This window comes from Bacillus sp. NPDC094106, assembly GCF_044764345.1.
In the GTDB taxonomy this organism is placed as follows: Bacteria; Bacillota; Bacilli; order Bacillales; family Bacillaceae_G; genus Bacillus_A.
Genome location: NZ_JBIWHY010000013.1, coordinates 26,816 through 53,462, shown reverse-complemented (window position 1 = coordinate 53,462; position 26,647 = coordinate 26,816). Strand labels below are relative to the sequence as shown.

The following is a 26,647-nucleotide window of genomic DNA, read 5'->3' as shown; positions in this document are numbered from 1 at the left end:
TCTTTGTTTTCTCCAGATTTTGAGATGGGGTCTTACTGCCCAGAAATAGCGGGATAGATTGAATGAACTAGAAAAAGAAATTGGGGTGGTACGATGACGCAACTTGATTCTTTGCATTCAGTTGTAGAAAAGATAATCCATAATATTGAGAAGGTGATGGTCGGAAAACGAAAGGAAATTACCCTGACCTTAGCGGCTCTCTTAGCTGAAGGTCATGTATTACTAGAAGATGTTCCAGGTGTTGGTAAGACAATGATGGTACAAGCCCTTGCCAAATCCATCGATGCAAATTTCAAACGGATTCAATTCACTCCTGATTTACTGCCATCAGATGTAACAGGTGTTTCTATTTATAATCCGAAAGAATTACAATTTAAATTTATGTCAGGACCTATTATGGGAAATATTGTACTAGCTGATGAAATTAACCGTACATCACCGAAAACGCAATCAGCCTTGCTTGAAAGTATGGAGGAAGGCAATATAACCGTAGATGGGATAACAAGACCTTTACCGAAACCATTTTTTGTAATAGCTACACAAAACCCAATTGAGTATGAAGGAACATATCCTTTACCAGAAGCTCAGCTTGACCGTTTCTTACTAAAGCTAAAAATGGGCTATCCCACACCGGAAGAAGAGTTTGAAGTTTTAAATCGTATAGAAAAAACAAAGCCTATTTCTCATTTACAAGCTGTTATTACAATAGGAGAATTACTACACTTACAACAAAACGTACGGGAAATATATACGGCCAAAGCCATCAAGCACTACATCGTAAAACTCGTTAATCAAACCCGCTCTTATAACTCCGTTCAACTAGGAGCTAGTCCGCGTGGTTCCATTGCTTTAATGAAAGCTTCACAGGCGTATGCGCTCATAAATGGCAGGGACTATGTCATTCCTGATGATGTTAAATTTTTAGCGCCATATGTTTTGTCCCACAGACTCATTTTAAAAATAGAGGCGAAATTTGAAGGGCTAACACCAGAAAGTATCATTACAAAAATTCTCGCCCGGACTCCAGTTCCGGCTCAAAAGGAAAAAAACTCCTGATGAAACAGCTATTACGAGCAGTTCATAATGTCGGAAAGATATCGTTGATTGTTTTATTCATTGCTTTAACATTTATATACACCATGTTACAAGGAAAATTCGTAAGTTGGTTTCTATTTTACAGTTTTATTCCTTTCGGTCTTTATTCATTATTGTTGCCCTTTTGTGCCCTATGGAACGCTGAAGTGAGGCGTATAACAAATCAAAAGGAGTACACCGCCGGGCAGCAATTTTTAGGTACTATTACAATAAAGCGGAAAATCCCTTTTCCCTTGCTTTATTTAATTGTAGAGGAAGTGCTACCCATGGAATTCAAAAACCGCAAACAATCAAAAAGTGCAAAAGTATTATTATTTCCAGGATTCAAACGAAATATTTCATACCAATATGTAATTAACGCAATCCCTAGAGGGGAACACACCTTTTCGAATGTGCGTGTAAAAACTGGTGATGTATTCGGGATTATTGAAAAAGAAACAATCTTTTCAGTTCCCAATAAATTTTTAGTGTACCCTCAATATGTAGACATAGCTTATAGAAAAGTGGAAAGCTATTTCGAACAAGGAACGCTTTCCTCAAATGTGAATATAGCAAGAGATACAACAGTCTCAGCTGGTGTCAGAGGTTATAAACCCGGTGACCGTTTTTCATGGATCGATTGGAAGACAACTGCTCGAAAAAACAATATTATGACGAAAGAGTTTGAACAACAGCGAAGTCATGATGCCGTAATTTTTATGGACAGAACGCCCTCTCCCATGTTTGAATTGGTTGTTACGTTTACAGCTTCTCTCATAAGATCTATCTTAAAACAGGATTCACAAGCATCATTCATATCCACCGGAAAAGAACAAACCATTTTCTCTTTACATCATGGAGAGACACAATTACAACAAATTTTCTGTCATTTAGCAAAAGTACAAGCAGACAATATGTTCTCGCTCTCTCAAACTATAGAAATGGAGTTAAAGAAAATCTATCAACCAATAACATTCGTACTTGTGACAAGTAATCTTTCTCCCGATATTCAAAAAACTGCTGAAAGTATGTCAATGAAAAACAGTAGGCTCATGATATTTGTCGTCAAAGAAAAAGCACATCAGTTCTCAAATCGGGAGCTAAACGTACTCGAAACACTGCGAAAACAAAAAATATTTGTGAAAGCGGTTTATGGGAATCATTATGCAAATGTATTTTTCGGGGTGAGCAAATGAGAACATTACCTTCAAATAATAAACGGAATATTAGTAGTTTCCTAATGCATATATTCGGTTTTCTCATTTTATTAGAATGGTTAAGGCCACTTATAGAAGTTACAGACATGGTAAGACTGAATCTCTTTACAGGATTTATAGGAATTTGCTTCGTTCTCTCTTTTTTTCAAGTGCGATTTCAAATTTCTATAAAGATTGTAGCCATCTTATTTATGATTCATTCAGTAGATTATAAGGGAAGCTTTATTCATCCTGCCTGGTTGATAGAATTCTTGTCTGATTTTTCTCGTAATATCACCCTCCTCTTTCAAGCAAACTGGTGGGATCTTTCCAAAGTCTTTCAGACCTTCTTATTTTTTCTAGTGCTCTGGTTTTTGTGCTTCCTCATCCTCTATTGGATTATTCGCCAAAAACGTGGGCTCTTATTTCTTACCTTAACCATTATTTATATCACAATTTTTGATATATCCGGATTACACGACATGAATAGAGCGATTATCCGTACAATTATAACTGGTTTTTTCATGCTCAGTCTTCTCCATACTGAACGCATAAAAACGTCCGAAAACCTACAAAAGTACACCAAATTTACACCGAAATTACTCGTACCGACTGCTGTATCTATTATACTTGCGATAACCCTTGGATATTTCGCTCCAAAACCTGGTCCTCAATGGTCTAATATTGATACTTTCTTAAAATTTGATTCGCCTTCAGCTAATAAGGAAACAGAAATCAGCAAATCTGGTTACAGTATGGATGACTCTCAATTAGGCGGTCCTTTTAAATGGGACGACACAATTGTTTTCACGGCGCAAATGCAAAACAGTCAATATTGGAGAGTGGAAACAAAAGACTTTTATACCGGAAAGGGTTGGGAAATTTCTGAAACTCCAAAAAAAGTTTCTTTTAAGAATAAAAACAACGTAGTGAGTTGGTATGAGCCGAATACAAAAACGGAAACTACCGAAGCGATTATCACCATGCAAAAAGACTATCCTCACCTTATTTATCCCGCAGGATTAATATCGGTTGAGGCTACTTCTAATGCATCATTCAGTGCAGATCCCTTTTCGGAAAAAATATATGTAATGAAAGACAATTATTCCATGACCTTAAACAAATACAAGGTGGCTTATGAGACTCCTTATTTTTCTATTGAAAACTTAAAAGCTGTAAAAGCAGCGGAGGGTCTAGAGGCAAGCCCTTATTTCATAGCAAAGTATACACAGCTACCCGGTTCATTACCAAAGAGGGTAAAAGATTTGGCGATAAATCTTACAAAAGATAAAAACAATCGATATGATCAAGTATTAGCTATTGAAAGCTACTTCGCAGATAATTCCTTTGTATATGAAATAGAACATGTTAAGGTTCCCGGAAAGGATCAAGATTATACAGATCAGTTTATCTTCGATACAAAAAGCGGATACTGTAATAATTTTTCAACATCTATGATTGTTTTACTTCGCTCTATCGGAATTCCCTCACGCTGGGTGAAAGGATATACAGGAGGCACTCTTGAAAACAAATTGACTGATTCAGAGTATAAGAACATTTACACAATCACTAATAAAAATGCTCACTCTTGGGTGGAAGTATACTTTCCGGGATACGGGTGGGTCCCATTCGAACCAACAAAAGGTTTTAACAACCCGTATAACTTCACACACGATACTTCAGCTCCCATCTCACAAAATAGCGCAACCACGGTACCTAGCAATGAAGAGATTCCCCAGCAAAACGAAGGAGTAAAACAAAAGAATGTAATAGAGAATACGGAAGTTCCATCTAACGGAAAGATCGTCGATTCAAAAAAAACGTTTTCATGGTGGTATTTGTTCCTTTGTATTATATCAATGAGCATACTTAGCTATGTCCTCTTTACTACTAGAATAAAGTGGTTCGCATTTTTTATCCTTTTCTTCTATAAATACCGAAAGGGAGATGCTGTTTATTCAAAGGCATACAACGCACTTTTAAAACAACTGGCGAGAAACGGCATTCCCCGCAATGAGAGCCAAACATTGAGAGAATATGCAATCCATGTAGATACCCTTTACAATTCGACTGATATGCAAAAACTCACTCTTAGTTTTGAAAATGCTATTTATCAAAAAAATCATGCCGCATCGGAATGGAACAAATCTGTACAATTATGGGAAAAACTCATAAAAAAAGCATCCTCTCCGCCCAAGTCAAATGAATTCGATACGGTAATTTGATTGAAAAATGCCCTGTTTGAATGAATCAGACTTTTATAAGCATCCCGATCCCCACCTAACTTCTTTGTTTTCATCAAATTTTAAGGTAGGGATCTTACTGACCGCAAATAGCGGGATAAATTGAAACTTTAATCGGTGGGGGTTTTCTTCATCCCCCCCTGATTAAAACTTTACTTTAGAAAAAGACTTATGTAATAATTTCAGCGTATCTCCCATATTAAAAGGCGCATCTTTTCTTACATACTCAGCAAATTCAGAAACTATGCGTAATGTTTCAATACTTTCAATCGGATGATCCCCCGCTGCACTTTCCGCAGAAAGCATGACAGCATTTGTCCCATCTAGTACGGCTTGAAACACATCGGTTACTTCAGCCCTTGTAGGAATAGAATTCTCCACCATAGATTGTAGCATTTGGGTTGCCGTAATTACATATGTATTTGTATGATTACACTCTTGAATCATTATTTTTTGTAGAAGCGGGATAAATTGATACGGTAATTCCACCCCTAAATCTCCTCTTGCAATCATAATTCCCTCTGCTTCTTTACATATAGCTTGAAAATTTTCGATAGCTTCCATTGTTTCAATTTTAGCAATTAAGTTAGGAGGAGTTTCTTTTTTTAGGTGTATAAATTCTCGAATTTCCTTTATATGAGAAGCTTGTCGAACAAATGAACACGCAATAAACTCTACGTCCTCTCCCAAAAGAAACTGAATATCTTTTTTATCCTTCTCTGTAATAGCTGGTAAATTAACAATTGTACCTGGCAAATTCACCCCTTTATGAGAGGCGATATCACCGCCTACCTGTACTTTCGTCTCTATTTTTTCCGCACTTATCTTTTCAACAACCAATTCAACTTCTCCATCATTAATTAGAATTCTACTTCCGCCCTTTACATCATTAACAATTCCAGCATAATCAACGCTTACTCCCTCGTTACTTCCTGAAACTGAATGCATGTATAAAGTAAAAGTGGCTCCTGTTTGAAGAGTAATGCGCTCTCCCTCAATCGAACCCAATCTAATCTTAGGACCTTGTAGATCACCTAGAATTTTGATGGAATCATCTAAAGATCTTACTAAACGAATTACTTCCCTATGACTTTCATGCGAACCATGTGATAAATTTAACCTAACAATGTTCATACCGTTTTTTATTAACTGAGATAATGTATCTTTATTATTACTAACTGGTCCAATTGTACAAATTCGATCAATTGTCATATTTCGCACCATCCTTTTTATTTATAATTCCCAATAAAAAGGAAAAAATGATACTTTACAGACATTAATCGCAGGCAGTTATGATACATAGAAAAATCTATCTTTTACTTCAAATTTGCCGACTACCCCTTGTTTTCTAATGTCATCAGGCATATCTAGATACCAGTCAGGATGCTTTCGTAAAGCAGCGAAATCAAACATGATACCATATTCCTTTTCCATATCTGTGATGACTTCTTTATAACGGTCTCTCCCTATTTCAATTTTTATAAGTTTCTCTTCACTATCAATTTTTTCTATTAGTTATTTTAGTTCTTTCCGCTTCTTATCCACGTTTGTTTCCCCTTTCTGATGATGCGCCTGCCATATGTTCATGTTTTTGTAACACCTGTATATAAAGTTCTTATAAATTACGTGTTAAACTTTTTACATCTAAGGAAGTCATTCTCTACCATTTGTCTTTTTTATTGCCCTGTTATTTGCTCTAGAGTCTCCCTCCAGGACTTTTAATTTGGACACATTTACCAGTCCTTTTACCAATAGATTCATGATATTATTACGATGTCGATTCGACAATTCGACAATACCCTTACTTTAGAGCCCTGAATCCAGACTCCCTCAGGACTCTTTTTTTGTTGTTAAAATTGTCAAAACGTCCGCAAATCCATGCAATCAGCCCGTGATATCATAACAAGGTCATGTATTCCCTTAACCGAAAACCTTTGTAATGCCCTGTACCCTTCACAGGGCATTTTATAGCACTCGCAAAATCACAATAAAAAAGACCCCGATACCGTAGTATCAAGGCCTCGAACTCTTAATAAAGAGACATATATTGATCGCGTTCCCATTGGTGAACTTGCGTTCTGAACATATTTGAGGTCATAAAAACGAATCGAAACCACTACAAAATGTTAATTTATCAACGTTTCGAAAATTCGATACCGCAAAACAAATCGAACTACACTAGGTAAAATCGGGCATCTTTCGGGTAATTACCGGGCAGTTTTCCAAATGAAAAACAAAAGAGCACAGCGTGTATAAGTAGTGTTGGTAGCACTCTTATACCGTCCGCCTACTCTGGATAGGCAAACACTTGTTGTACTCTTACGGACTATTTTACAGTACGTAAGGGCTCCTAGCAACAGTTTGCTTACATTCGGCATTCTGTTGCTTTTTTGTTTATACAAAGGAGCCCGAGTCTAATGAAAGAACGCATTGATGTTATCGCCAGTGAAGAGTCCTTCCACAATCTTTCTACATTTAAAGAAGTAGAAGAATTAAATAAAACTGTACGTGCATACAGAGACACTATCCGTATGTCTATTAAGCGTACTGACGTACAATCTAAATTAATTACATTACTTGAAATTTTAAAACGCCACAGCTGCAAATATGTAGGTGTTAGTTTCCTATGCAAAAATACGATTGCAGACAAGTTAGAAGTATCTTATAAAACTGTGCAACGTTTAATGAAAAAACTTGTAGACCTGGGCATGATCAAGCAGGTAGCTATGAAGCGTAAATCTGATATGCTTCAAACTGCTAATGCAATTATCATTCAACCTATTGTGGAAGAAGTGTCCAACAAGACACCTAAGAAAAGTCCTACAAAGTGTCCGACCAATAAAACAACACCTGTTTCCTTAAAACAAAATATAAAAGATATAAATATACGTAAAGAACACGAAATTCAATTTCATGAAAATGATAAAGATTTTATTGACTATCGTGTTCCAAAATCTATGCGTATGAGATTGGCAAGTGCATTTGGTCCAAAAGTCATTAATGAATCTTTCCAAAATGCCTTGAATATTACAAAGAAAGCAGAAAAGAAATGTAGTTTACTCGCGGACAAAGATGTATTTAACAACATTCTTGCAAATGCTGCTTCTACCCTATTCTCTAAAACTCATGAATTTGAGCATAACAGAACTCTGATGAAAAATCCGATTGGTTACTTTACAAGAACATTTAAAAGCATGGTCTACAACTACATTGATAGCTTTAGAGAAATCCATAATGTTGCTAAGCGTAAAGAACAGGCACAGTCTAACTCTCTAGCTATTTTCAAACAGTTTATGAAAGCATAATAAAAACTTTAGAAATGGGGAATAAATCGTGAAAACAACAGAAGAAATGTTACAAGCAATAAAAGATTTTCAAAATAACAAAGTAGAAGGTGTTACTCTTATGCATAATGATCAAGAGGCTGCGGATTTTTGTATCAAACTAGTTTATGAAATTCACATCGAAAAGAAGCATATATTCGAGTTCAATATTGATAAATAATACCAATATATCCAAGGTCTGATATAATGCTATTAGGATTTTGATAAAAAATAGCAAAAAGGTCGGTGTATAATATGGATCCAGGAACTTGGGGATGGAGAGAATGGAGAGAGCCCGTTCGAGAATCTGCGGAAGAAATAAATAGCGATAACCCGTCACAAATCAATTTAAAATTAGAACAAAAATTTGCTCACCCTCTCTATGAATACAAAATGCGAATTTCTAGAATTGAAGCATATAAAGACGAATCTGAAAATGGATATACATATGGTAACGCATCAGTATTTGTAAAACCATATTTTCAAAAAGACTCTAACAACATAGTTGAATTAGACGAATATGAGATAAGTCCCAAAGAGATTAACGATGGCAAATGGTTTTTAATTAACGAGAGAGAACGGTGAAAAGTATGGATTCTTTAATTATCGATAAAAGACTATCTGACAAACTGTTGTCTGAGTGGCATCCTACAAAAAATGAAAACATTAATTCTAATGAAATTACATATGGAAGTTATGAATATATTTGGTGGATCTGTTCGGAAGGGCACGAATGGGGCGCAACACCTGGAGAAAGATTAAAGAAAAATGAAGAATGCCCTAAATGTTTGAGATTAAAGAAGGCTGAACAAAAAACTGAAATCAAAGAAGCAAGACAAATTAAAAGCCTACAGGACATAGACCCTGAATTAGCAAAACAATGGCATCCCACTAAGAACGAAATTTCATCAGAAGACGTTTTGTTTGAGGAAGAGAGTAACTATATAATATATAGATGGTGGAAATGCAAAAGAAACCATGAATGGAAAGAGTCTATCAAGAGTAGACATAATAATCAGAGTGCTTGTCCATATTGCTCAAACAAAATAGTGTGTGAAGATAACTGCTTCGCAGCTGTATATCCAGAAATAGCAAAGGAATGGTTCATCTTTAAGAATGACTATAACCAAAAATCAAAAACCCCATATGATGCACTCTATACTACTAATGAAGAAGTATACTGGATTTGCAAAGAAGGACATATTTGGTTAGAGAAAGCCAATCTACGAGTTAAAAACGGTAAAGGATGTCGTAAGTGTGAAAAGTATCAACAATCAATAGCTTTATTAAATCCAGAGATTGCAAAAGAATGGCATCCTACTAAAAATAAAGGGGTTTACGGGATTACTACTCCTGAAGAAACTTCTACAAGATGCAACGAAAGAATTTGGTGGCTTTGTGGTAAATGTGGAAATGAATATAAAGCGATGGTAAAAGCTAGGCATGAGGGGACAGCAAAATGTAATGTTTGCTATCCTCCAGAAACAACAGGTAGAACGACTTCTACCAAAAGAAAGGGTGAGTATCATACCGCTAGAAATTTAGAAGATCAACGTATTATATTTGAGAATAAATTACGAGAAAATTTAAGTAAAAACGATTAGGAACATGATATATAAAAGTAGATGTGCAAAATCAAAAACCGTTCTAACTTCATGAAAGTAATTAGATCTATTTTTAATGCGTATCGTATATTAGGTGAAATCATAAAACCTATATTACGCGCTTTATCTAAAAGTAAATTTTAAGTATTATAGCAAGAAAGAAATCCGCCTCATTTTTCTAGCAAAATACTTACTTTTAAATCTAATAAAAGAGAGGGCACAATAAATGAGTTCAAATAATTTCTTTCCTTCCCTAACTTCTATTAAGTTTCAATCAAATAAAGATTCACAATTAGCAAACTTAACATTGTACAAAGGTATAAATAACACTTTAAATGTCTCATGTACCATCGGAGGTCTTTCTCGTACTCAAAGAACCTTACCCTATATCCATGAAACTCTTGATTATGTAGCAGTATGGATTACTTTATATCATCAATTTGGAGGAAAAGAAACTACTATTGTTAGAAGATATGTTAGGGAATATGATCCACAAGAACAACAAGATAAAGAGTACGATCATGAATATCTTGAAGTAAACATCCCTATAGACGATGATTTTTCAGGAGTGGATTTTATAAATAATTATTACTATTTACAAGTGAGCTTTACCCACAAGCGTCAAGGAGAAATGGGGGTAACAACTTCTATTAATAACAACAAAGTATTTGAAACTAAAATTCCGTTTATAATTAAAGAGGTGCTATAATTATGGGAGAAATCGTAGAATTAATACAAGATAGAAATCGAAAAGTTACTGACAACGGTAATGGTGGAGGTGGTGGCGACATGAGCAACTATGCTACTCATAAAGATTTAGACAATCTTAAAGAACAGTTGAATACTAGTCTGAAACTAACCGAAAAAAACATACAGCTAATGTTCCATGAAGAACGTGAATATCATAGAAAGAATAAAAACGAATCAATAAAATGGATTGTAGGAACAGGAATTGCAGTTGTTGGTTTAATATTTACATATCTACGCTTTTTTACAACTTAAACTTAATAATGAGATACATTAAATCATTAAGCCCTTCTCACATGAGGGGGCTTAATAATTTAAATATGCAATATAATTATCTTCTAAATATCGAAGTGCCAGAGTTTCCTCTATTGTCATCGGTCTCACATAAGCCAATTCTTGATTCCCCTTTGCTTCTACTAATATCCAACCTGATAAACCACCATATCGTACCATATGTTTTTTATCTTCTTTTATTAATCTATACTTGTTTACTCCACGTTCAATTGCTGTAACTGGTAACATACTTAGAAACCTATCCTTATCATCAACAAAATTAACTTGCAGAAACTCGTTGTTTTTGCACAAACGGAAATGATATTTCTTTTCGCATTGAGATATTTCTACTATAGTGACCGTTACCTCTTGTTCATCGAGTACTGTCAGTTCCACTAGATTCATCTCCTTTAATTAGTTTCATATAAAATTTTAGCAAGAGATTATTAATGGACAGTAATTTATTTGTAAATTTATCTCAAATAAAACACGAACGCGTGTTTGTATTCGTTTTCTTTTTTTTGTATCATATAGTTAAATATTACCTATAAGAAAGAGGCTATATGATGAAACCGTTAAATAACAGACAAACTCAGATTTTAAACTTCATTCAACAAAAAGTACAAGAAGATGGTTATCCTCCAACTGTACGTGAAATCGGATTGGCAGTAGGACTAGCTTCAAGTTCAACTGTGTACGGATATTTAATACAACTAGAAGATAACGGTTATATTCATCGGGATCCATCTAAACCAAGAACAATTAAAATTTTAAAAGGAGGAATTATATGATAACGAACCAAATGGCAGCAGAAAGGGATAAATTGATTAAAGAGATTTATGCAGCTCAAAAACAAAGTGCCTATCTATTAAATCAACAAGATAACCAACAAGAGATTGCACATCTTATGTACGAATGGCAATCTTATAAGCTATTTTTAGTAGCCAATTCTGATATAACAAAAATTTCTTTGGAGGAATGGAAAGAAACACATAAGCAAGTAATGGATTTACTTGAACAAGTGAAGCAATTATAGGGATGAATTTCTTACTCTAAACCGATTTCTTACAACTATCCTTCCACAAAGAGGAAAATATGTGAAATTCCCTTTTGAAATTTGTTATACTAAATATCGGAATCAGTATATATTTTGCTAGGAGGATATTTATATGAAAATTTTTAAGTTTGGATGTTTAGGAGTTCTCGCACTAGTTGTAATTATCTTTGTTGCTGCTCTTATTGATGGAAGTAATGATCCAAAAGAAAAAGCTTCTACTGAGCCAAAACAAGAAACTAAAAAAGAAACACCAAAGCAAGATGCAAAAAAGGAAGAACCTAAAAAAGAAGAAACAAAGGCACAGGATAACGTTCCTGTAGAATATAAGTCCGCTTTGAAAAAAGCTAAATCATATGCAAAAATGAACATGTCAAAACAGGGAATTTATAATCAGCTTGTTTCTGAACATGGTGAAAAGTTTTCCGCAGAATCTGCTAATTATGCAATAAATAATTTTGAATTTGATTGGAAAGCAAACGCTTTGAAAAAGGCTGAATCATATGCAAAAATGAACATGTCAAAAAAGGGAATTTATAATCAGCTTGTTTCTGAAAACGGTGAAAAATTTGCTGAAGATGAAGCACAATACGCAATTGACAATGTGAAAGCCAATTTTAATGAAAATGCCTTGAAAAAAGCAAAAAGTTATCAGAAAACAATGAGTATGTCACCAGAAGCGATAAGGGACCAACTGACTTCTGAAAACGGTGAAAAATTCACACAAGAAGAAGCCGATTACGCTATTAATAATTTAGGTAAATAAAACGTAAAAAACACCCTCATCCTATTCTTTGATTGAGGGTGTTTTATAATGATTATTAAATCAAAAAAAGAGCCGACTCATAGGAGCCGGCTTCTTTTCCTTACTTAATAATTACATGTTCCTCTTTAACCCAACAGTTGCCGCCAATATCAATATAACCACCTTGACGATTATACAACTGATAAGGCTGACTACCATCCACATAACCGACATCATTTCCGTTTGGACCATCGAAGCAGCGAATCTGATACCCAGGCCAATATTTTGTGTAAGCGTGGAACCATTGAACATCGAAATGCTTGTTATACGCCCATTGTTTGTCACTACCTAGATTAATCATTTCTTCTTCTGGATTTTCGCTCCAATGTCTTTGAAGAATAAGATAAGGTGTGCGGTCAGTGATACGCCCAGTAAATTGTGGATTAGCAGGGTTTTCATACAAGTTCACACCGTATCCGTCAGGATACTTTGAGACAGCAATACCGATACCTGATTCTTTAATTGAATCATCGCCCGCTATCTGATTGCTACCTCCATTTTGAATAGATTTACCTGTAACAGCTTCAACAAGCGCTTTTGCAGCTTTGTCAGCGTTTTGGTTGTATTTTTGCATGTCACTTTCGTTATCTACGAAAAGTAATTCAAAATAATAATCTGTTTTTGTTTTATTTAACCAGCCAAGATCGGGACGAGACGGTACACCACGGAATTTTGTACCAAAGGCATTTGCTACTGTTCGACCTAAGGATTCGCATTTACTATAGTTACCATAGCTTGGATGATACAACACTTCTGTACCATTTGCTGTTCCATTAAAGCAGTTCAAATGGAATGTTGCATCAAAATCACTATTAACACGTAAATGATTATTAGCACAATTGCTCCATACGTCTGTTTTAGTCGTTCCCACATTATCCGAACAATCAACTACATCCCATCCAGCTTGACGGAAAAAACGAGCTACACGGGATACAAAATCACGGGCTACTAATTCCTCTCTTCCAAATATGCTACTAGAACCTGGGACTCTTTGACTATGACCTGCTGAAAGTGCTGCTGTTGGCATTACTCAACATCTCCTTTTTTATCTTCCTGTTTTTGTTTGCTACCTAAAATCTCAACTGCATTTGTTAATGCCGAAGGTAATTTAATCCCCATACGTCCGGCGTTCTCTAGGATTGATAGTAGTTCATTCCCTGCAAAGAAAAAGATTGTAGCTTCGCGAATAGCGCTATTACTGCCGAACATCATATCTAGCTGCGCTGCAACTCCAACCAATAAAAAAAGCACTACCTTTTTGGCAATGCCTCGAAATCCGATTTTGCTTTTTAATTCTCCAAGTGTAGTTGCTGCAATCATTCCAGTAATGTAGTCGATAACAGCCATTGTAACTAAAATTTTCAATGACAAATCCCAACCTCCTAAAAAATAGCCACAAAAGCCACCGAAGGCAGCTATAAATGATTTAATTAATATATCGATACGATCCATCGTTTCACCTCTTTGAGCAAAATAAAAAAGCCTACTATTCAGCAGTGCTTTCATCTAACTTTTTATATACTTCTTCACGCAAGTTCGATAATTTTGGTACTTGTTCACGTTTGTATCGTCCATCCTTCACCATGTCTGTCCAAATACCTACTAAACCAGATTTTTGATTAAACATTTGGCATTCCTCCTACTAATGTTGTTAATTCGACAATGGCTTGTTCATTTCTAATATTACGTTGTTCTTGCTCTGCTGCTAATGTGCTCATTTCTACAAGTCCTGTTTCTAATTGAGCTACACGTTCTGGCAACGGCATTTCACCTTCTTGATCTTGGTTACCTGTGCTTGTAATTTCTAATTTGAAACGTTCATACTCTTCTGTTGTTAAATTTATTAGGCTTTCATTTTTCACATTCTCCTGATTGATTACTAGGCAGTAATTATCTGCTTGTAAGTCTACAGGGTATACTTGACTGCCAGGAATATTAAGGTCTTTGTTAAGACCATGCCACGTTGCTTGACCAAAAGAGTTTATAAAGTTTACAACCTTGTAGTAGTACATAAAAACATCATCTCCTTTTTAAATGACTGATGCCCAAATAAACGGCTCGAAAATATTAATTTTATAATCTTTCTCCATTACTCCACTATCGATATCAAAAACTCTAAAACGTTTATTTGTATATTCGTAAATTTTTCCGTTCGTATATAAGAAGCTTGTAAAATACGAATTAATACTGTGTGTTTTTAACCTATTAAAATTAAAATCATACTCGTCCACAAAGTTACCCCTGCACCATATTAATCTATCTTTATGGATAAACATGGTTCCTTCGTTTTGGAATTTGTTATTGATCGTTGAAATTATGTTACCATTGATATCTTTTATAACTAATTTTTGATAACCTAATTCACCATAAGATAATACATATCCATAACTGGTTAGAACCACGTTATTTAAATTTGTTAAACTTGATTCTGTTCTGTTCATTATCAAATTCCCGTTTTTATCGTACTTATAAAGTTTAATCGTCGTTGGATAATGAGTAGTCGTTGTATCAAAATTACTTACCCTGGATGTAAAGTAATATTCGTTATTTGTTACTTCTCCCGTTTGTAATGAGGTAGCAAAAATATTCGATATTGACTCTAAAGTTGATAACGGCAAAACCATTTTCGTTGATATGTTAGCAATCTTACTCATGAGTGAATCAAGTGACTCTGTTCCACTTGCCGGAGTACCCTTTAATGTTAAGTTAGCAGCACCTTTATTTTTAGCATTTTGAATATGCGTTTTTAACTGGTCGAAAGTATCATTACTCGTTGCCGGAGAGCCGACAACGGTTGCTATTGCTTTCTTACCGTTATCGGCATTTGTAAAAAGCTCATTTAATGAGTTTACAAAATTCGATTTGTCTGTTGTTTTTAGCAAAGATAAGTTACCTTGATTTGCCTTCAATTTATGGAGTTCCTCATCCACAATATCCATATTGTCATTAAGATCGGTAACATCTACATAATCTTCAAATTCAGGCTTCTTTAAATTGTAATTCATTGTATTCTTCATTGATTCACCCCATCTCTTAAGTTGTTCCAAGTCTTACTCTTCACTTCACCCCATGTACTTCTTCTCCACATATCCCAAGGATTAAATACGAATGTATATGTCAATCCAAGATGAGCTGGCATGACTATATCCAAAGCTTGCTTTAAGCCATCTAAATTGTTTGGGATTCCTATGGTACCTACAAATTTAATTTCATAGATACCTGGGGTATCTGTTTTATTTACCTCTACCTCGCCATTTGAATAAGCGCTGGCAACTGATTTAATCGTTTCTTCGGTGGTTTGGTCAAAACTAGCCCGATATCTTGAAGAAATCTGTTCACGTCGCTGATCATAGCGCAATATTTTAAGCGGCTTTATTCCCAAATCACGTTCAAAAATAGGCAATGTTTCAATTGCAGTATCCAAGAATATGTTTCTATCCACTACTTCCAGACTCTGCTCTAAGTTCCTAAGCTCCCTGTCATACGAGGTCATAATGCCTTTAAAAACCTCTGATTTTCTTTCATACAGTGGTAGATACTTGAGCAGGTCCGTTTTATAGTCTCTCTTCGAAACTACTATACTTGTAATCATTTCAGTAATGGTTTGCATGATGGCAGGTGAATGCTCGATTCGAACCCCTTGCGCTTGCATTTCTGCTGACAATTCATTCACAGCGCCCGATTGAACCACATTTACACCTTGCACGGTTAAGTCCGTTTCGGACTCCATTAATGCCATTCTGAAGCATTCCCACTGATGAGCGTTTAATTCTTTCCAAGTGCGAACCTTTACTTGTCCCCACTGTTGTTCTTGTATAGCGTGCATTTACACCACCTACTTCAACCGAACAATTAAATAGTTTTTCGGGATTTTATATTGGCTTGAAACATCGATGTTCTTTACAAATTCTGCTGGAGACCTAAATAATAAGTTCCCATCTGTCAAACTATCAAAAATACCAATGTGAGTGATACTTCCCCAACTCTCAGTAGCTATTGGAAAAAGCACATCTGCATTGTTTGATGTTTGACCATCCACAGGTTCAACAAATGTTATTGTTTGCCTTACATAGCTTGCTTGTGAAACTTCCACATCGGCATTGAATAAGGCTACGTATACTGGATTTGTTCTTAAATTATCCGTGAGTACCTTATTCTTCAGATACACGCTCATATGATTCATTCATTCACACCTCCCATGATTGCTACCTCTTCATTACCTATTGCAATATTAGCTGCACCACCATTTACTAATAGATCTTGGTAATCCAAAACGCCTTCACTTGCAATAATGAGTGCACCCATTTTTGCATAGCTAACAAAGCTTGTTTTAAAAGCTATTTGCTGAAGATATTCCATACCATTCTTCTTGATATGAGTTTTAACCATTTCTTCCGTATATCCATCAGCCAATGTTAAAGTTACCGATAGATTGATAGGAACAGCAGCTGCCGATATTACACTTAGTTCTTCCACACCAAACGGCATTTCGTTTTCGATATGTTCACGTACCTCTTGCACTAATTCGCTCGATGCCGGCTGTTTATTCGCATTAATAATAACTACTTTCATTGTTAATGGACCATTAAAGCGCGGTACCACTCTTGCATCTCCAACACCCGTAACTTCTTTTGCCCATTCAAGATAGTGATATTTATTCCCTGCCTTTCCTGGCTTTTGAAGTTTGTCATAATATCGCTGCCGTAGATCAGTGTCTGATTCAGCATCATATCCATTTACAAATGGTTTCGGATTATAGACATTGATTAGACCCGGAAGGGTTACTGGGAACTTAGTAATACTATTGGCAGGCACATTACCAATTACACCAAACTGTTCACATTCAACTAACACATGCATGAAACCAGTCTCATTAATGACCTTATCCTCTAGCGATACAAAGTTAATTGTATCTGTTCCAACTAAGTCACCCTTTTTGATAGATGAACCTTGTGAACCAGATACGATGACTTCCTCTGTTGCTTTTGTTGCTGGTTTTCTTTCAATACCGGTCCTTTGATAAACAAAGCGCTCCAGCTCTTTATCATCCAAATTTTCTACATCTAACTTATCCTGGACAGCTTGGATTTCTTTTGATTTTGTTTCAAACTCAATTGCAGCTGGTTTTGTTGCATCATATATAAATGAACCGCTGCTTTTATCATGTTCCTCACCTATTTTTCCTAGCATCCGATTGTGGATGTCCTGTTCCTTCTCCAATTAGATCACCACCTCAAAGTTAAATGCGCCATCGATTAATTCCACAGTGAAATAAATAGAAGTATGGCCGCCTTTATATTCAAATCGCCAATTTTCAAGGCTCTGTATTTCACTGTGTGTGAGTATCGATGCTGTAACTTCACGTTTTATTTCAGATTCTACAAATGCACGAGGTAGTGGTGAACTGAATAAATCTTCAATCGTGACACCATACTGATCATCACTGGTTGCTTCATATATCCTGAATCTAAATTTTTCTGTACGAATGATTTTTTCAATCCAAACTTTCAACGCTTCAATACCTGTAACTTCTACAAGTTTGCCATTGTGCGTAACAAAGTCACCCTTTTTGAAGTCATAAAGAAAAGACTTGCCAGTATGACGAGCCTTTTTAAATTCCTTTTCTTCATTTGGTATATTTGATTCATCAACCTGTGGAAACATTCAATGTCACCGCCTTATCTATGACAATGTACGATTGGCCATTTTGCGACGGAACTAAAATGACTCTATCACCTTTTTTAATGGTATCAGTCAACTTTATAGTCCCATTGGTCATATTAGTACCAACTAGCTCGTATTCACGTGTATAACCACTTAAAAGATGTGCTGCGAATACTAAATGTGATACATCCAAATGAATGTTATCGTCAATTTTAATTTTCACATCTGGAAAGTCAGCCATGACTTCCCCTATTACATAACCTTCATATGGTTCGTTTTCTCTGTCTTTAAATAACTTAGCTAATTCTACAATTCCGTTCATTATGCCACTCCTAATGACAATGACATTTTGTGAATACCATTATTTACAGTATGCTTACAGCTGGTAATTAAATATTTACCACTCATCCCTGTGATTGGCTCATTTACCTTTAATATTCTTCCTGATCTAACGTCATCGTTCCCTAATAGCTCAATGCTATTATCTTCTTTGATTCGGTTTAAATCATTTAATACATTGTGAGCTATGTTTTGTGCTTGAGCCATTTCCTCTTCATTTACATTTCGTATCTCTTGCAGCAAACCATATTTTCTAATACTGTTACTATCCTTCGCTGTTGCAACAATACTTGTATCCTGGTCTTTATCTGAAATGATTATAATACTATTCTTCATTTCTTCAATCGAACGCTTGCGAGATGGGTTACTAATCAGATCCACCATAGCTGATACAACCAAGTCAGTCTGTTTTTCAATAAACAGGGCCCAACCGCGCATTTCCATTCTGTACTTCACACCTAATTCATTGGTAGCTTGCTCTAAAACATCCTTGATAATATCACTTACAACTTTGTCCTTATAGATAGTATTTATTTGAGTAGAAATATCCGTAACATTGTGCGGTACATTGAACTCTATCAATACTTTTCGAATCGCATCATCTGCGGTATGCCCGTTAAACTGAACAATAGTTTTACTCTTATTCAAGTAAAAAGCAAAATCAAAGCAAGTATAAGACCTCGGTGATCTACCAGAAGCACTTTCAGATACAACAATACCTCTGAAAATCTCCTTGTTTCCATTTCTTAATGTAACGATATCACCAATAGAAACAACGTTTCTTGGAAAACCTTTCACATCGGAATAAGCTAAAGTGAAATCAAGCTTAACACCAAGAGTATCAATACTATCTTCCCATCCAAGACCACCGACAAGTTGCGTGATATTCTTTGAGTTTACATATAACTGGTGCGCCATTATGTCACCCTCACTTGGATATACTCTTTTAGATCAAGTTTATATGGAATGTCTCCTGCTCGGTCTATTCCACACGTAAAGTTCTCGATGGAAACCAGGATATTTAACATTTCCAGGTTTGTTTTACTAATGATGATGATTCTGATAGGTTCACGCCTTTCTTTCCATTTCTTAAAAAAGGCAATGCTTTCATCTCCTTTTGCATTACTTTTAGCAAATGAATAATCTTTCATAGGAAAAAAAGAAGAGATATTTAAAGTGGTCAATCCTTTTAGACCAATTAAATTAATCTCTCCTTTTTGAATGGTATCAAACGTTTCATTTTTTTGTGGTGCATCCCATTGTTGATTTTCTGGAACAATAGGAAGTTGTAACATTTCCTCTCTATTATTAGCAAAGAATATAATATCCACTATTACACCACCCTACATATTTGCTAATACTAATTTTAGTTCCATTGCAATTTCATCTATTATTTCCCTCGCTGTTGTTCCTTGAGGATAAACATTTACTGTAACGTTATTTTTGTTAGTTGTATTGTTAGTACTATTTGCATTACTTGAATCTGTATTAGTAGTGATAGCACTTCTGCCTTGTGCATTTTCATCTGAAGAATTAAAGTTAAGTGTAGGAGTACCATTACCATTTTCTTTTAACATTCCAGCATCACGTAATGCACTCGACTGACTAGCTGTTAATACAGCTTCTCCTTTATGCAAGATAGCTTTATAACCATCAAATGGTACATTTGCCAATCCAGTAGCATGAGAGCCATCGGCTCCACCGCCTCCACCTAACCAAGATGGTAAGGATGGGAAACTAAAAGATGGCATTTTAAAGCTCGTTATTTTACCAACAAATGAATCCCAAGCACCTTTCGCACTGTCAATAAAATTTAAAAGCGGGCTAAAAAAATCGCTTATTGCATCCCCTGCACTGCTCATCGCGTCACTGATCGCTGTTTTTACACTATCCCAAGTTTCAGACGTCGATTCTTTCACAGAATTCCACTTTTCAACAATACTGTTCCATATGGATTCAGCTGTACTAACTACACTATCCCATGCCCCCTGAATAGCTGAAGATATATATTCTTTTGTTGCGTTCCAAGCTTCGGACGTCGCTGATTTTATACCTTCCCACTTTTCAACTAACCAGGACCATAATTCCCCTGCTTTTGCTTTCACAGTATCCCAGTTTAAATAAAGAAGTACACCTATCGCAATCAACGCCGCTATTGCTCCAACGATCCAGGTAATAGGGTTTGCTAACATAGCACTATTCAATAACAATTGTGACGCTGTTTGCATCAATGTACCTTCACGCCAAGCCATCATCAGTGTATTAACTACTCCTATGATTTCCATCCCAGCCATCGCTAGTTTAAAAGCCGCTACCCCAGCCGCTAAACTGATAAGAATATCAGATATCGGACCCCAGTTATCAATGATAGATGTACCAATATCGGAAATCGTCTGAAAGAATTCTTTTACTCCTTCTGAATCTGCAAGAAAGTTGGTGATATTTTGAAACACTTCTAATAACTTTGCCCCTAATGGAGCCAGCGCTACACCTACGTCCACAATTACATCAAAAACATTCCCTAAAATGTCCATTATGACTGGACCATTTGTTTTAGCATAATCGATAAAATCTTTGAACCCTTGGGTTTCTCCTACACTTGAAGCCCAATTCTTAAATTTTTCGGTTAAACTTAAAAGCCCTTCTTCCATACTGGCACCCAAAGGAGCAAATGCTTGAAGTAATGAGAATATCCCTGCAAAAGTATTTCCGAAAATATGTGCGAAACTATAAAGTGCCTCAGCTGCATTTGTCTCTAACCATTCAAAAAATGGTTTTAAACCACCAGCTTCTATAGCATTTGTCATTTCACCCATCAATTCAACAAAAACATCCGCAACACTTGATATCGTGGGAGCCATTTCTTTTAGTATTCCTTGAGTGAGCTTTAACCCCTGGCCGAACAGTGCAAATACAGGTTCTTCAAACTGTTTTGTGAATTCTCCCCAAAAACTTTTAAATTCTTGTAAGTTTTTAATAGCTTCTTTTTGCTTATTTCCCATATCTTCGTATACTGCAGCTAACTCTTTTTGAGCCGCCAGTTTCTCTTTGGCCGTGTCAGCATTCGCGATTTTCTCTTCAATTTTCCCTACTTCTTCAGCTTTGCTAAACACATCGCCTAACACAGATACAGATACGGCTCCGAAGGCAGCGGCACCAATACCGGCTGCTGCAAAAGAAGCACCTAACGCACCAATTCCAGCCACCGCTGGTCCTGCAGCTGCACTTATAGTCGCTACACCTGCACCTACAGCTGCAAGCTTTGCTGCTGACACTCCTAAACGGTTAGTCTGATCTTCCACCCGCTGTAATCTATTTCTAAAATCATCAGAGTTTTCGGCAGCCCTTCGCATTTGGTCTGAAAAGTGATCTCTCAATTCTAGTACTGCGGAAATAACTCTACCTGCCATCTATTTCACCTCTTTTCAACAAAAAAAGAAAAAGCTATTTCATAGAGAACTTAGCTTTTTCTTCTTCCAAATGCAGCTCCATACTAGCTGCCATAATAAGTTTTTCGTCTACTCTTAAATTTAATAAATAATCAACTTTGAATCCTTTTTGTATATAGTGATGAAGAAAATTAAAATCTTCATCACTTTTAATTAGTTTTTTAAATCCTTAACCTTTTTTAACGCTTTAGTGTATCCAGCTAATTCTAATGCAAGCTTAGCGATACCTGTAATTTCTCCAGGCTCAAAGATTTTATCAATAATATCAGTCGGCTCTACACATCCAAATTCTTTTTGTAATTCTTTATCTTTTAAATTTGGTTCTACAATAACGCTGTATGCAACAAATGCATCCGATTTACTAATCAGGTTTGGATCTTGTGCCATTTGCATAGCTTCAATACATAAAGACTTCTCAGGTTTTCTAATCGTTATACTTGCACCTAACCTATCAATAAACACTTCTTCAGTTACATTCTCTTTCACTTGATATTGCTCTTTATTCTTCATTAAATCCGTTACTGTTAACTTCGTAATCTTTTTCATTTTTATCTCTCCTTATGCTGAAATTAAATCGATTGGATCATAGTCCGCAAAGTTAAACGATAATTCTTCTGTGGCAAGTGTTTTTTGCTCAAATTGAAGCAACATGAATTCATTAAAGGTTACTTCATTTATGGCTACACGCTCAGCACCAAATGCATCTGGATCAGCAAGTTTTCCAACAATGTTAACATCCGGTACAACTCCTTCTTTCACAGATTTTGCTAATAATGTAGAACCACGACTGTATACCTTTTTAATAGTCATGGAACCTTCACCTGTCCATCCAATCATTTTCTTATGGGTAGCTAAGTCTTCGGCCATATTTACATCTTCATAATCGATAGTTACCTTTGCTTCAAAACTCTCAACATCTAACCATTTTTCACCATTTACCCAAACCGAGCCGAAGGTACCATTTATTTGCTTATTTCCTTTTAATTTACTCATCTATTAAACCTCCTTACATAGAAATTTGGAAATCTAAGTCTTCCATTGTATCGACTATTTTAATAGTGCCAGATAAAAACACATTTCGTTTAAATGCTGTTTCCTTCACCTTTTGATCGTCCCAATCGGACGTATCTACTCCAGCACCCTCCCAAGCTTTCCGCTGAAGAGATACGTTAATCCAGGCTTTGTTATCTGATTTATCATCTAAAATATATTCATTATTTAAGCCAGTAAAATATGCATTAAGGGCGGTAATGAATAATACCTGGTTATCGTACACATTGTTTACTTTCCCTACATATTGCTCATTGAAAGTGTTGTAAATATCGTCACGGACCATGTCCATAGTTTCCATGACTCTGATGCTCTTAAAGTCGTCGTTTTTCGAGTCAGTAGTAGTCCTTAGACTGTTCACACCACGGCCAATTTTTATATTCTCGCCGTCATTGATAAAAATTAGTTCCCCATTGTCTACCGCTTCATCTGGGTCTTCAATCTCAACAATAGAATCCACTTCAGGAAACACATAATAAGTAGCTGAACGAGTAAACGGTAATCCAGCTAAAATACCAGCAATACGAGCTGTATATTCTGCTGTTGTGTACTCTTTTTCACCAACTTTAATTCCACTAGTTGTGAAATTAATAATCCCTTCATGATCCGCTTTGATATTTGGTAGCACAGCTTTGAAGGTTTTCTTTTCCTTTTCACGTTGCGTTTTAATCCATGTTGAAATGGCGGATGTATCAGCTTCTTTAATTTGTGGTACAGCCAAATAGTTAAATTTTTTATACCTCAAGCGCAATAACACTTCATTATAATTCGTTACTGATGTAGCAATACGCTCACAGATCACTTTGCTAGGATTCCCTTCAAACGCCTTTTCAATATAATCCAGGTTGTCGGTGCTCCAATCTGTTGTTTTCAATTCATTAGGACTTTTATAAACAGTTGTAGCAACATCACTTGTATCATCTTGCAAAATCAATACAACAATACCCAATTTGCTTCTTTGCATTGCTGTTTTTGCTTTACCGCTAAATACAATTTTAATTTCTGGTAAACCCATAAAAATCACTCCTTCTCAAAATCTAATTCTTCCATCGGTTCCACTGGATAATCCACACCATTGGTGTTGTATTCAAATTCTCGACCTTCGTAAAATGCGATATCGAATGAGAAGCTTAAAACACCGTCAGTTGTGGTTGCACTTGTGTTATCGATGTTAAAAAATCGGTCAAGAACTTTTAATTTCAAATCAAATAGATTCTCTAATTGTTCTTGTACTTCCATTACTTCGATTGAGTAATCATAACGATTAGAAGGGAAGTAATAGATTTGAACAGTTAATGATTTGTACACCTGGCTCGCATCACCAGAACGCTCACTGTTCTCTAATTGCACGAAAAAAGAAGGCCTAGCAAAGCCTTCTTTGACATCATTACTGTTTATATCGATAGCAAACTTTTTTGTTAATAAGCTATTAATTGCCTTTTTAATATCCTTGTAAGTAATCATAATCCACTATCCCCCAGTAAATCATCCAACCATTCTGAAATCATTGCCTCCACTTTTCCGCTCGCCTCAAATTCTAACATTCCTCTATCGAGCACTTTTTTTCCAGGTACAAACCCAACCTCTCGACCATCTTTCGTAACTTGTCGATGGCCATTTTCAATCAAGTGAGCGTGTGGACTGGAATTAATAACACGAACGACTAAACCGCCAGTGTGACCTTTAAAGACTTTACCGCGTTTCCACTTCTTGTGGTAATTACCTGTCTTTCGTTTTACACTCGTTCTTGCTGTTCTTGCTACTTGGGTTCTCGCTTTACTCCCAATTTTACGCAAGATTTTTTTTCTTTCTTTTGGGATTTTAACGTTAGCCGTCACTAACAAGTCTCTTTGAAATTCTGTTAATCCATGAATCTCCATTATTCCATCACTTCCGTGCAAAATATTTCTAACTTCTCATTTGCAAAATAAGGGTTAAGAATGTATTTTATTTCAAACTTACTATTGCGGAAATGAATCTGCATATCTTTGGTAATGTCTTTACCGGCTTCATAACGAACAATAACTTTATGAGTTACATTTGTTAGAATCGTTTCAGCAACTTGTTTCTGAAGATTCCCAGTCTGTGGAATAACATTTGCCCAAATCGACTTGATTTTATCGAATTTGTAAGTCGTTTCATTCAATTCGTTTACTGTTTTGATATTCCCATAGATTGCAACTTTATTCTTTAATTTATTCGTTTGTCTCTTCGGCATCTGAATATACCTCCTGTACAAAGAACGGTGTCAATGCATCTAGAGCCTGTTCTAGTTCTTTTTCTGCTACACGATATTCATAAAAGATACCCGCACACATAATAACCAGGTATTCAGTTTGCTTGCCAGTTGCCTTTTGAACATAATTTTTTCCTTGTTTCAAATAAAATGAGAGCATAGAATCGTCCATACCCTCATCCCATCTTATATGTTCTTTAAACTTACTAATTAAATCATCCATTATTAAGCACCTGGATTAGTTGCACCAACTTCATAACGGTAAACAGCTGGCTCGAATGGAGAATAAACTAATTGACCATCTAATAGGTTGTAGATTTGGAAACCAACTTTATTTGTACCACTAAATTTCTCAATTAATTTTTGTAATTCCATTGCTCCGATAACATCTTGAATGTGGAATGCCTTGAAATCACCAAAATAAAATACTGGTTTCGTTGGATCAGTTGCACTTGCTTCATCAGTAAAGTCTAATTTATGGCCCAATAATGTATAACCCACACCATCTTTCGCTTCATGTAATAAAGGACGACCAGTTGTATCAGTCATTCCTTCTAATACAGTTAATGCTGCACGGTTTACAATCCACATAGATTTTTTTAGAACTTCAGTAACCGGTTGTCCCTTTAACTTAACTAATTGTTGGTATAGCTTTTGAGAATAACCAGCTGCATTAATATCAATTGTTTCTGATTCATAGTATTTCACTGATTTCTTAGCTAATGCACCAGGGTTTTCATTGTCCTTATCATCACCATTAAACATATAATTCGTTTCTTTACGCACATAAGCTTTTTTAAGTTCATCCACAACGATTTGCTCAATTGGAGCACCAGTCATTTTAAGTAACTTTTTCGTTACAGTAGCAAGTGCATCAAATTCAGCTGGACTTAATAGAATTTCATCAAATTCAATTGCTGTTTCTGGGATTTCATCGCCGTTACCACGTTCTTTTTTACGTACATTCGCATCTGCCTTTTTAACTAAGACAGGATATTTTACGTCACCAGCGGTTTTTACAACGGTCCCATATTTACGTAGTAAATTTTCTTCTTGCGCATAAGTGATGATTTCAGAAGCAATAACTTCAGGAATTGTTACTGATCCATTGCCAGCTTCAATACCAAGTGAACGTGCTTCAGCTTCTGTAATTTTACCAACTACAAAGTTAGCAAACGCGGAACGAATCTCTTTTTCTTTTGTTGGATTTGTTTTCTTTCCTCGAGTAGAAAGACCAGCTCTAATAGCTATCATTGCTGCATTTCGTTGTTGCGGAGTTACACCAGTTCGATTCTCGCCATCACCTTCGTCACCAGAACGCCCCTCATCTTCTCCATTTCCTTCATCACCGGAACCACCTTCATCACCTGCACCAGTTCCTGCTCCGTCTCCTTCGTCGCCTTCACCATCATCTTCAAGATTGGCTAACTCATCAGCAACATCTTGTAGTTCTTTATTAATTTCATCGATTTTTTCCTGAATAGCTGTTAAATCTTCAGCACGTAATTCTGGATTTTCAATCTGTGCACGTAATTCCATTAATTTCTCTTTATTTCGTTTTTGTAAAGCTAGTAAAAGTTGTTTGTTCAT

The 26,647-nt window shown here is 35.8% G+C and carries 36 protein-coding genes; 12 read left to right on the top strand and 24 right to left on the bottom strand.

Annotated elements, in window-relative coordinates:
• Nucleotides 1-93: 93 nt before the first annotated feature.
• From ACIQ7L_RS18775 to ACIQ7L_RS18765, 3 genes are read left to right on the top strand one after another with little or no spacing between them, the layout of a single operon-like run.
• A complete protein-coding gene (locus ACIQ7L_RS18775; RefSeq protein WP_400570966.1) occupies nucleotides 94-1,056 on the top strand; it encodes an AAA family ATPase in 963 nt (320 codons plus the stop codon).
• A complete protein-coding gene (locus ACIQ7L_RS18770) occupies nucleotides 1,056-2,270 on the top strand; it encodes a DUF58 domain-containing protein (protein WP_400570965.1) in 1,215 nt (404 codons plus the stop codon). The genes ACIQ7L_RS18775 and ACIQ7L_RS18770 overlap by 1 nt, the downstream gene beginning before the upstream one ends.
• Nucleotides 2,267-4,495: a transglutaminase TgpA family protein gene (locus ACIQ7L_RS18765; protein ID WP_400570964.1), complete on the top strand. Its 2,229-nt coding sequence runs from the start codon at nucleotides 2,267-2,269 to the stop codon at nucleotides 4,493-4,495. Before ACIQ7L_RS18770 ends, ACIQ7L_RS18765 begins: the two co-directional genes overlap by 4 nt.
• Nucleotides 4,496-4,657: 162 nt before the next feature.
• Here the strand turns inward: ACIQ7L_RS18765 and ACIQ7L_RS18760 are convergent, their stop codons facing one another.
• Nucleotides 4,658-5,725, bottom strand: a complete 1,068-nt coding sequence (locus tag ACIQ7L_RS18760; RefSeq protein WP_400570963.1) for a pyruvate kinase — start codon at nucleotides 5,723-5,725, stop codon at nucleotides 4,658-4,660.
• Nucleotides 5,726-5,803: 78 nt separating this feature from the next.
• Entirely contained in the window at nucleotides 5,804-5,947 is a 144-nt protein-coding gene (locus tag ACIQ7L_RS18755; RefSeq protein ID WP_400570962.1) for a hypothetical protein, read from the bottom strand.
• A gap of 983 nt (nucleotides 5,948-6,930) precedes the next feature.
• On the opposite strand from ACIQ7L_RS18755, the gene ACIQ7L_RS18750 reads away from it, so the two are divergent.
• The 6 genes from ACIQ7L_RS18750 (at nucleotide 6,931) to ACIQ7L_RS18725 (ending at nucleotide 10,442) form a co-directional block, all read left to right on the top strand.
• Nucleotides 6,931-7,818 carry a cytosolic protein gene (locus ACIQ7L_RS18750; RefSeq protein WP_400570961.1) on the top strand — a complete coding sequence of 296 codons (888 nt, stop codon included), beginning with the start codon at nucleotides 6,931-6,933 and terminating at the stop codon, nucleotides 7,816-7,818.
• Nucleotides 7,819-7,846: 28 nt separating this feature from the next.
• Entirely contained in the window at nucleotides 7,847-8,017 is a 171-nt protein-coding gene (locus ACIQ7L_RS18745) for a hypothetical protein (RefSeq protein ID WP_400570960.1), read from the top strand.
• Between the two features lie 74 nt (nucleotides 8,018-8,091).
• On the top strand, nucleotides 8,092-8,421 hold the full coding sequence (locus ACIQ7L_RS18740; protein WP_400570959.1) for a hypothetical protein: 330 nt from the start codon (nucleotides 8,092-8,094) through the stop codon (nucleotides 8,419-8,421).
• 5 nt (nucleotides 8,422-8,426) lie between these two features.
• Nucleotides 8,427-9,440, top strand: a complete 1,014-nt coding sequence (locus ACIQ7L_RS18735; protein ID WP_400570958.1) for a zinc-ribbon domain-containing protein — start codon at nucleotides 8,427-8,429, stop codon at nucleotides 9,438-9,440.
• 226 nt (nucleotides 9,441-9,666) lie between these two features.
• The gene (locus tag ACIQ7L_RS18730; protein WP_400570957.1) at nucleotides 9,667-10,149 is read left to right on the top strand and encodes a hypothetical protein; all 483 of its coding nucleotides are present in this window, start codon (nucleotides 9,667-9,669) and stop codon (nucleotides 10,147-10,149) included.
• Nucleotides 10,150-10,151: 2 nt separating this feature from the next.
• On the top strand, nucleotides 10,152-10,442 hold the full coding sequence (locus ACIQ7L_RS18725) for a hypothetical protein (protein ID WP_400570956.1): 291 nt from the start codon (nucleotides 10,152-10,154) through the stop codon (nucleotides 10,440-10,442).
• 51 nt (nucleotides 10,443-10,493) lie between these two features.
• Here ACIQ7L_RS18725 and ACIQ7L_RS18720 read toward each other — a convergent pair whose 3' ends face one another.
• On the bottom strand, nucleotides 10,494-10,856 hold the full coding sequence (locus ACIQ7L_RS18720) for a hypothetical protein (protein WP_400570955.1): 363 nt from the start codon (nucleotides 10,854-10,856) through the stop codon (nucleotides 10,494-10,496).
• 170 nt (nucleotides 10,857-11,026) lie between these two features.
• Between ACIQ7L_RS18720 and ACIQ7L_RS18715 the strand changes: the two genes are divergently transcribed.
• The 3 genes from ACIQ7L_RS18715 to ACIQ7L_RS18705 all read left to right on the top strand — a co-directional run bounded on the left by ACIQ7L_RS18715 (nucleotide 11,027) and on the right by ACIQ7L_RS18705 (nucleotide 12,280).
• Nucleotides 11,027-11,251, top strand: a complete 225-nt coding sequence (locus ACIQ7L_RS18715) for a LexA family protein (RefSeq protein WP_400570954.1) — start codon at nucleotides 11,027-11,029, stop codon at nucleotides 11,249-11,251.
• Entirely contained in the window at nucleotides 11,248-11,496 is a 249-nt protein-coding gene (locus ACIQ7L_RS18710; RefSeq protein ID WP_400570953.1) for a hypothetical protein, read from the top strand. Before ACIQ7L_RS18715 ends, ACIQ7L_RS18710 begins: the two co-directional genes overlap by 4 nt.
• A gap of 133 nt (nucleotides 11,497-11,629) precedes the next feature.
• Complete coding sequence (locus ACIQ7L_RS18705; RefSeq protein ID WP_400570951.1) at nucleotides 11,630-12,280, top strand: Ltp family lipoprotein; 651 nt, start codon at nucleotides 11,630-11,632, stop codon at nucleotides 12,278-12,280.
• A gap of 100 nt (nucleotides 12,281-12,380) precedes the next feature.
• Here ACIQ7L_RS18705 and ACIQ7L_RS18700 read toward each other — a convergent pair whose 3' ends face one another.
• The 21 genes from ACIQ7L_RS18700 to ACIQ7L_RS18600 all read right to left on the bottom strand — a co-directional run bounded on the left by ACIQ7L_RS18700 (nucleotide 12,381) and on the right by ACIQ7L_RS18600 (nucleotide 26,647).
• Entirely contained in the window at nucleotides 12,381-13,346 is a 966-nt protein-coding gene (locus tag ACIQ7L_RS18700) for an N-acetylmuramoyl-L-alanine amidase (RefSeq protein WP_400570950.1), read from the bottom strand.
• Complete coding sequence (locus tag ACIQ7L_RS18695; protein WP_400570949.1) at nucleotides 13,346-13,771, bottom strand: phage holin family protein; 426 nt, start codon at nucleotides 13,769-13,771, stop codon at nucleotides 13,346-13,348. Before ACIQ7L_RS18695 ends, ACIQ7L_RS18700 begins: the two co-directional genes overlap by 1 nt.
• Before the next feature lie 34 nt (nucleotides 13,772-13,805).
• A complete protein-coding gene (locus ACIQ7L_RS18690; protein WP_400570948.1) occupies nucleotides 13,806-13,946 on the bottom strand; it encodes a hypothetical protein in 141 nt (46 codons plus the stop codon).
• Nucleotides 13,939-14,331 carry a hypothetical protein gene (locus ACIQ7L_RS18685; RefSeq protein ID WP_400570947.1) on the bottom strand — a complete coding sequence of 131 codons (393 nt, stop codon included), beginning with the start codon at nucleotides 14,329-14,331 and terminating at the stop codon, nucleotides 13,939-13,941. The genes ACIQ7L_RS18690 and ACIQ7L_RS18685 overlap by 8 nt, the downstream gene beginning before the upstream one ends.
• Nucleotides 14,332-14,349: 18 nt before the next feature.
• Nucleotides 14,350-15,336, bottom strand: coding sequence for a hypothetical protein (locus ACIQ7L_RS18680; protein WP_400570946.1), 987 nt, complete (start codon nucleotides 15,334-15,336; stop codon nucleotides 14,350-14,352).
• Nucleotides 15,333-16,145: a putative phage tail protein gene (locus ACIQ7L_RS18675; protein ID WP_400570945.1), complete on the bottom strand. Its 813-nt coding sequence runs from the start codon at nucleotides 16,143-16,145 to the stop codon at nucleotides 15,333-15,335. Before ACIQ7L_RS18675 ends, ACIQ7L_RS18680 begins: the two co-directional genes overlap by 4 nt.
• Nucleotides 16,146-16,154: 9 nt before the next feature.
• The gene (locus tag ACIQ7L_RS18670; RefSeq protein WP_400570944.1) at nucleotides 16,155-16,502 is read right to left on the bottom strand and encodes a phage tail fiber protein; all 348 of its coding nucleotides are present in this window, start codon (nucleotides 16,500-16,502) and stop codon (nucleotides 16,155-16,157) included.
• Nucleotides 16,499-17,539 (bottom strand): baseplate J/gp47 family protein, encoded by a 1,041-nt coding sequence (locus tag ACIQ7L_RS18665; RefSeq protein ID WP_400570942.1) that lies wholly within the window; start codon nucleotides 17,537-17,539, stop codon nucleotides 16,499-16,501. Before ACIQ7L_RS18665 ends, ACIQ7L_RS18670 begins: the two co-directional genes overlap by 4 nt.
• Nucleotides 17,540-17,983: a DUF2634 domain-containing protein gene (locus tag ACIQ7L_RS18660; RefSeq protein ID WP_400570941.1), complete on the bottom strand. Its 444-nt coding sequence runs from the start codon at nucleotides 17,981-17,983 to the stop codon at nucleotides 17,540-17,542.
• Nucleotides 17,967-18,305: a DUF2577 family protein gene (locus ACIQ7L_RS18655; protein ID WP_400570940.1), complete on the bottom strand. Its 339-nt coding sequence runs from the start codon at nucleotides 18,303-18,305 to the stop codon at nucleotides 17,967-17,969. Before ACIQ7L_RS18655 ends, ACIQ7L_RS18660 begins: the two co-directional genes overlap by 17 nt.
• Nucleotides 18,305-19,240 carry an XkdQ/YqbQ family protein gene (locus tag ACIQ7L_RS18650; RefSeq protein ID WP_400570939.1) on the bottom strand — a complete coding sequence of 312 codons (936 nt, stop codon included), beginning with the start codon at nucleotides 19,238-19,240 and terminating at the stop codon, nucleotides 18,305-18,307. Before ACIQ7L_RS18650 ends, ACIQ7L_RS18655 begins: the two co-directional genes overlap by 1 nt.
• Complete coding sequence (locus ACIQ7L_RS18645; protein ID WP_400570938.1) at nucleotides 19,240-19,653, bottom strand: hypothetical protein; 414 nt, start codon at nucleotides 19,651-19,653, stop codon at nucleotides 19,240-19,242. Before ACIQ7L_RS18645 ends, ACIQ7L_RS18650 begins: the two co-directional genes overlap by 1 nt.
• A gap of 12 nt (nucleotides 19,654-19,665) precedes the next feature.
• Nucleotides 19,666-21,732, bottom strand: coding sequence for a hypothetical protein (locus ACIQ7L_RS18640; protein ID WP_400570937.1), 2,067 nt, complete (start codon nucleotides 21,730-21,732; stop codon nucleotides 19,666-19,668).
• A gap of 192 nt (nucleotides 21,733-21,924) precedes the next feature.
• On the bottom strand, nucleotides 21,925-22,317 hold the full coding sequence (locus ACIQ7L_RS18635; protein ID WP_400570936.1) for a phage tail assembly chaperone: 393 nt from the start codon (nucleotides 22,315-22,317) through the stop codon (nucleotides 21,925-21,927).
• Between the two features lie 12 nt (nucleotides 22,318-22,329).
• Nucleotides 22,330-22,764: a phage tail tube protein gene (locus ACIQ7L_RS18630; RefSeq protein WP_400570935.1), complete on the bottom strand. Its 435-nt coding sequence runs from the start codon at nucleotides 22,762-22,764 to the stop codon at nucleotides 22,330-22,332.
• A 13-nt stretch (nucleotides 22,765-22,777) separates the two neighbouring features.
• Nucleotides 22,778-23,836 carry a phage tail sheath C-terminal domain-containing protein gene (locus ACIQ7L_RS18625; RefSeq protein ID WP_400571056.1) on the bottom strand — a complete coding sequence of 353 codons (1,059 nt, stop codon included), beginning with the start codon at nucleotides 23,834-23,836 and terminating at the stop codon, nucleotides 22,778-22,780.
• 5 nt (nucleotides 23,837-23,841) lie between these two features.
• Nucleotides 23,842-24,285, bottom strand: coding sequence for a phage tail terminator family protein (locus tag ACIQ7L_RS18620; RefSeq protein WP_400570934.1), 444 nt, complete (start codon nucleotides 24,283-24,285; stop codon nucleotides 23,842-23,844).
• On the bottom strand, nucleotides 24,282-24,701 hold the full coding sequence (locus tag ACIQ7L_RS18615) for an HK97 gp10 family phage protein (RefSeq protein WP_400570933.1): 420 nt from the start codon (nucleotides 24,699-24,701) through the stop codon (nucleotides 24,282-24,284). Before ACIQ7L_RS18615 ends, ACIQ7L_RS18620 begins: the two co-directional genes overlap by 4 nt.
• Complete coding sequence (locus ACIQ7L_RS18610; RefSeq protein WP_400570932.1) at nucleotides 24,701-25,039, bottom strand: phage head closure protein; 339 nt, start codon at nucleotides 25,037-25,039, stop codon at nucleotides 24,701-24,703. Before ACIQ7L_RS18610 ends, ACIQ7L_RS18615 begins: the two co-directional genes overlap by 1 nt.
• The gene (locus tag ACIQ7L_RS18605) at nucleotides 25,017-25,280 is read right to left on the bottom strand and encodes a head-tail connector protein (protein ID WP_400570931.1); all 264 of its coding nucleotides are present in this window, start codon (nucleotides 25,278-25,280) and stop codon (nucleotides 25,017-25,019) included. Before ACIQ7L_RS18605 ends, ACIQ7L_RS18610 begins: the two co-directional genes overlap by 23 nt.
• A 2-nt stretch (nucleotides 25,281-25,282) precedes the next feature.
• Complete coding sequence (locus ACIQ7L_RS18600; RefSeq protein ID WP_400570930.1) at nucleotides 25,283-26,647, bottom strand: phage major capsid protein; 1,365 nt, start codon at nucleotides 26,645-26,647, stop codon at nucleotides 25,283-25,285.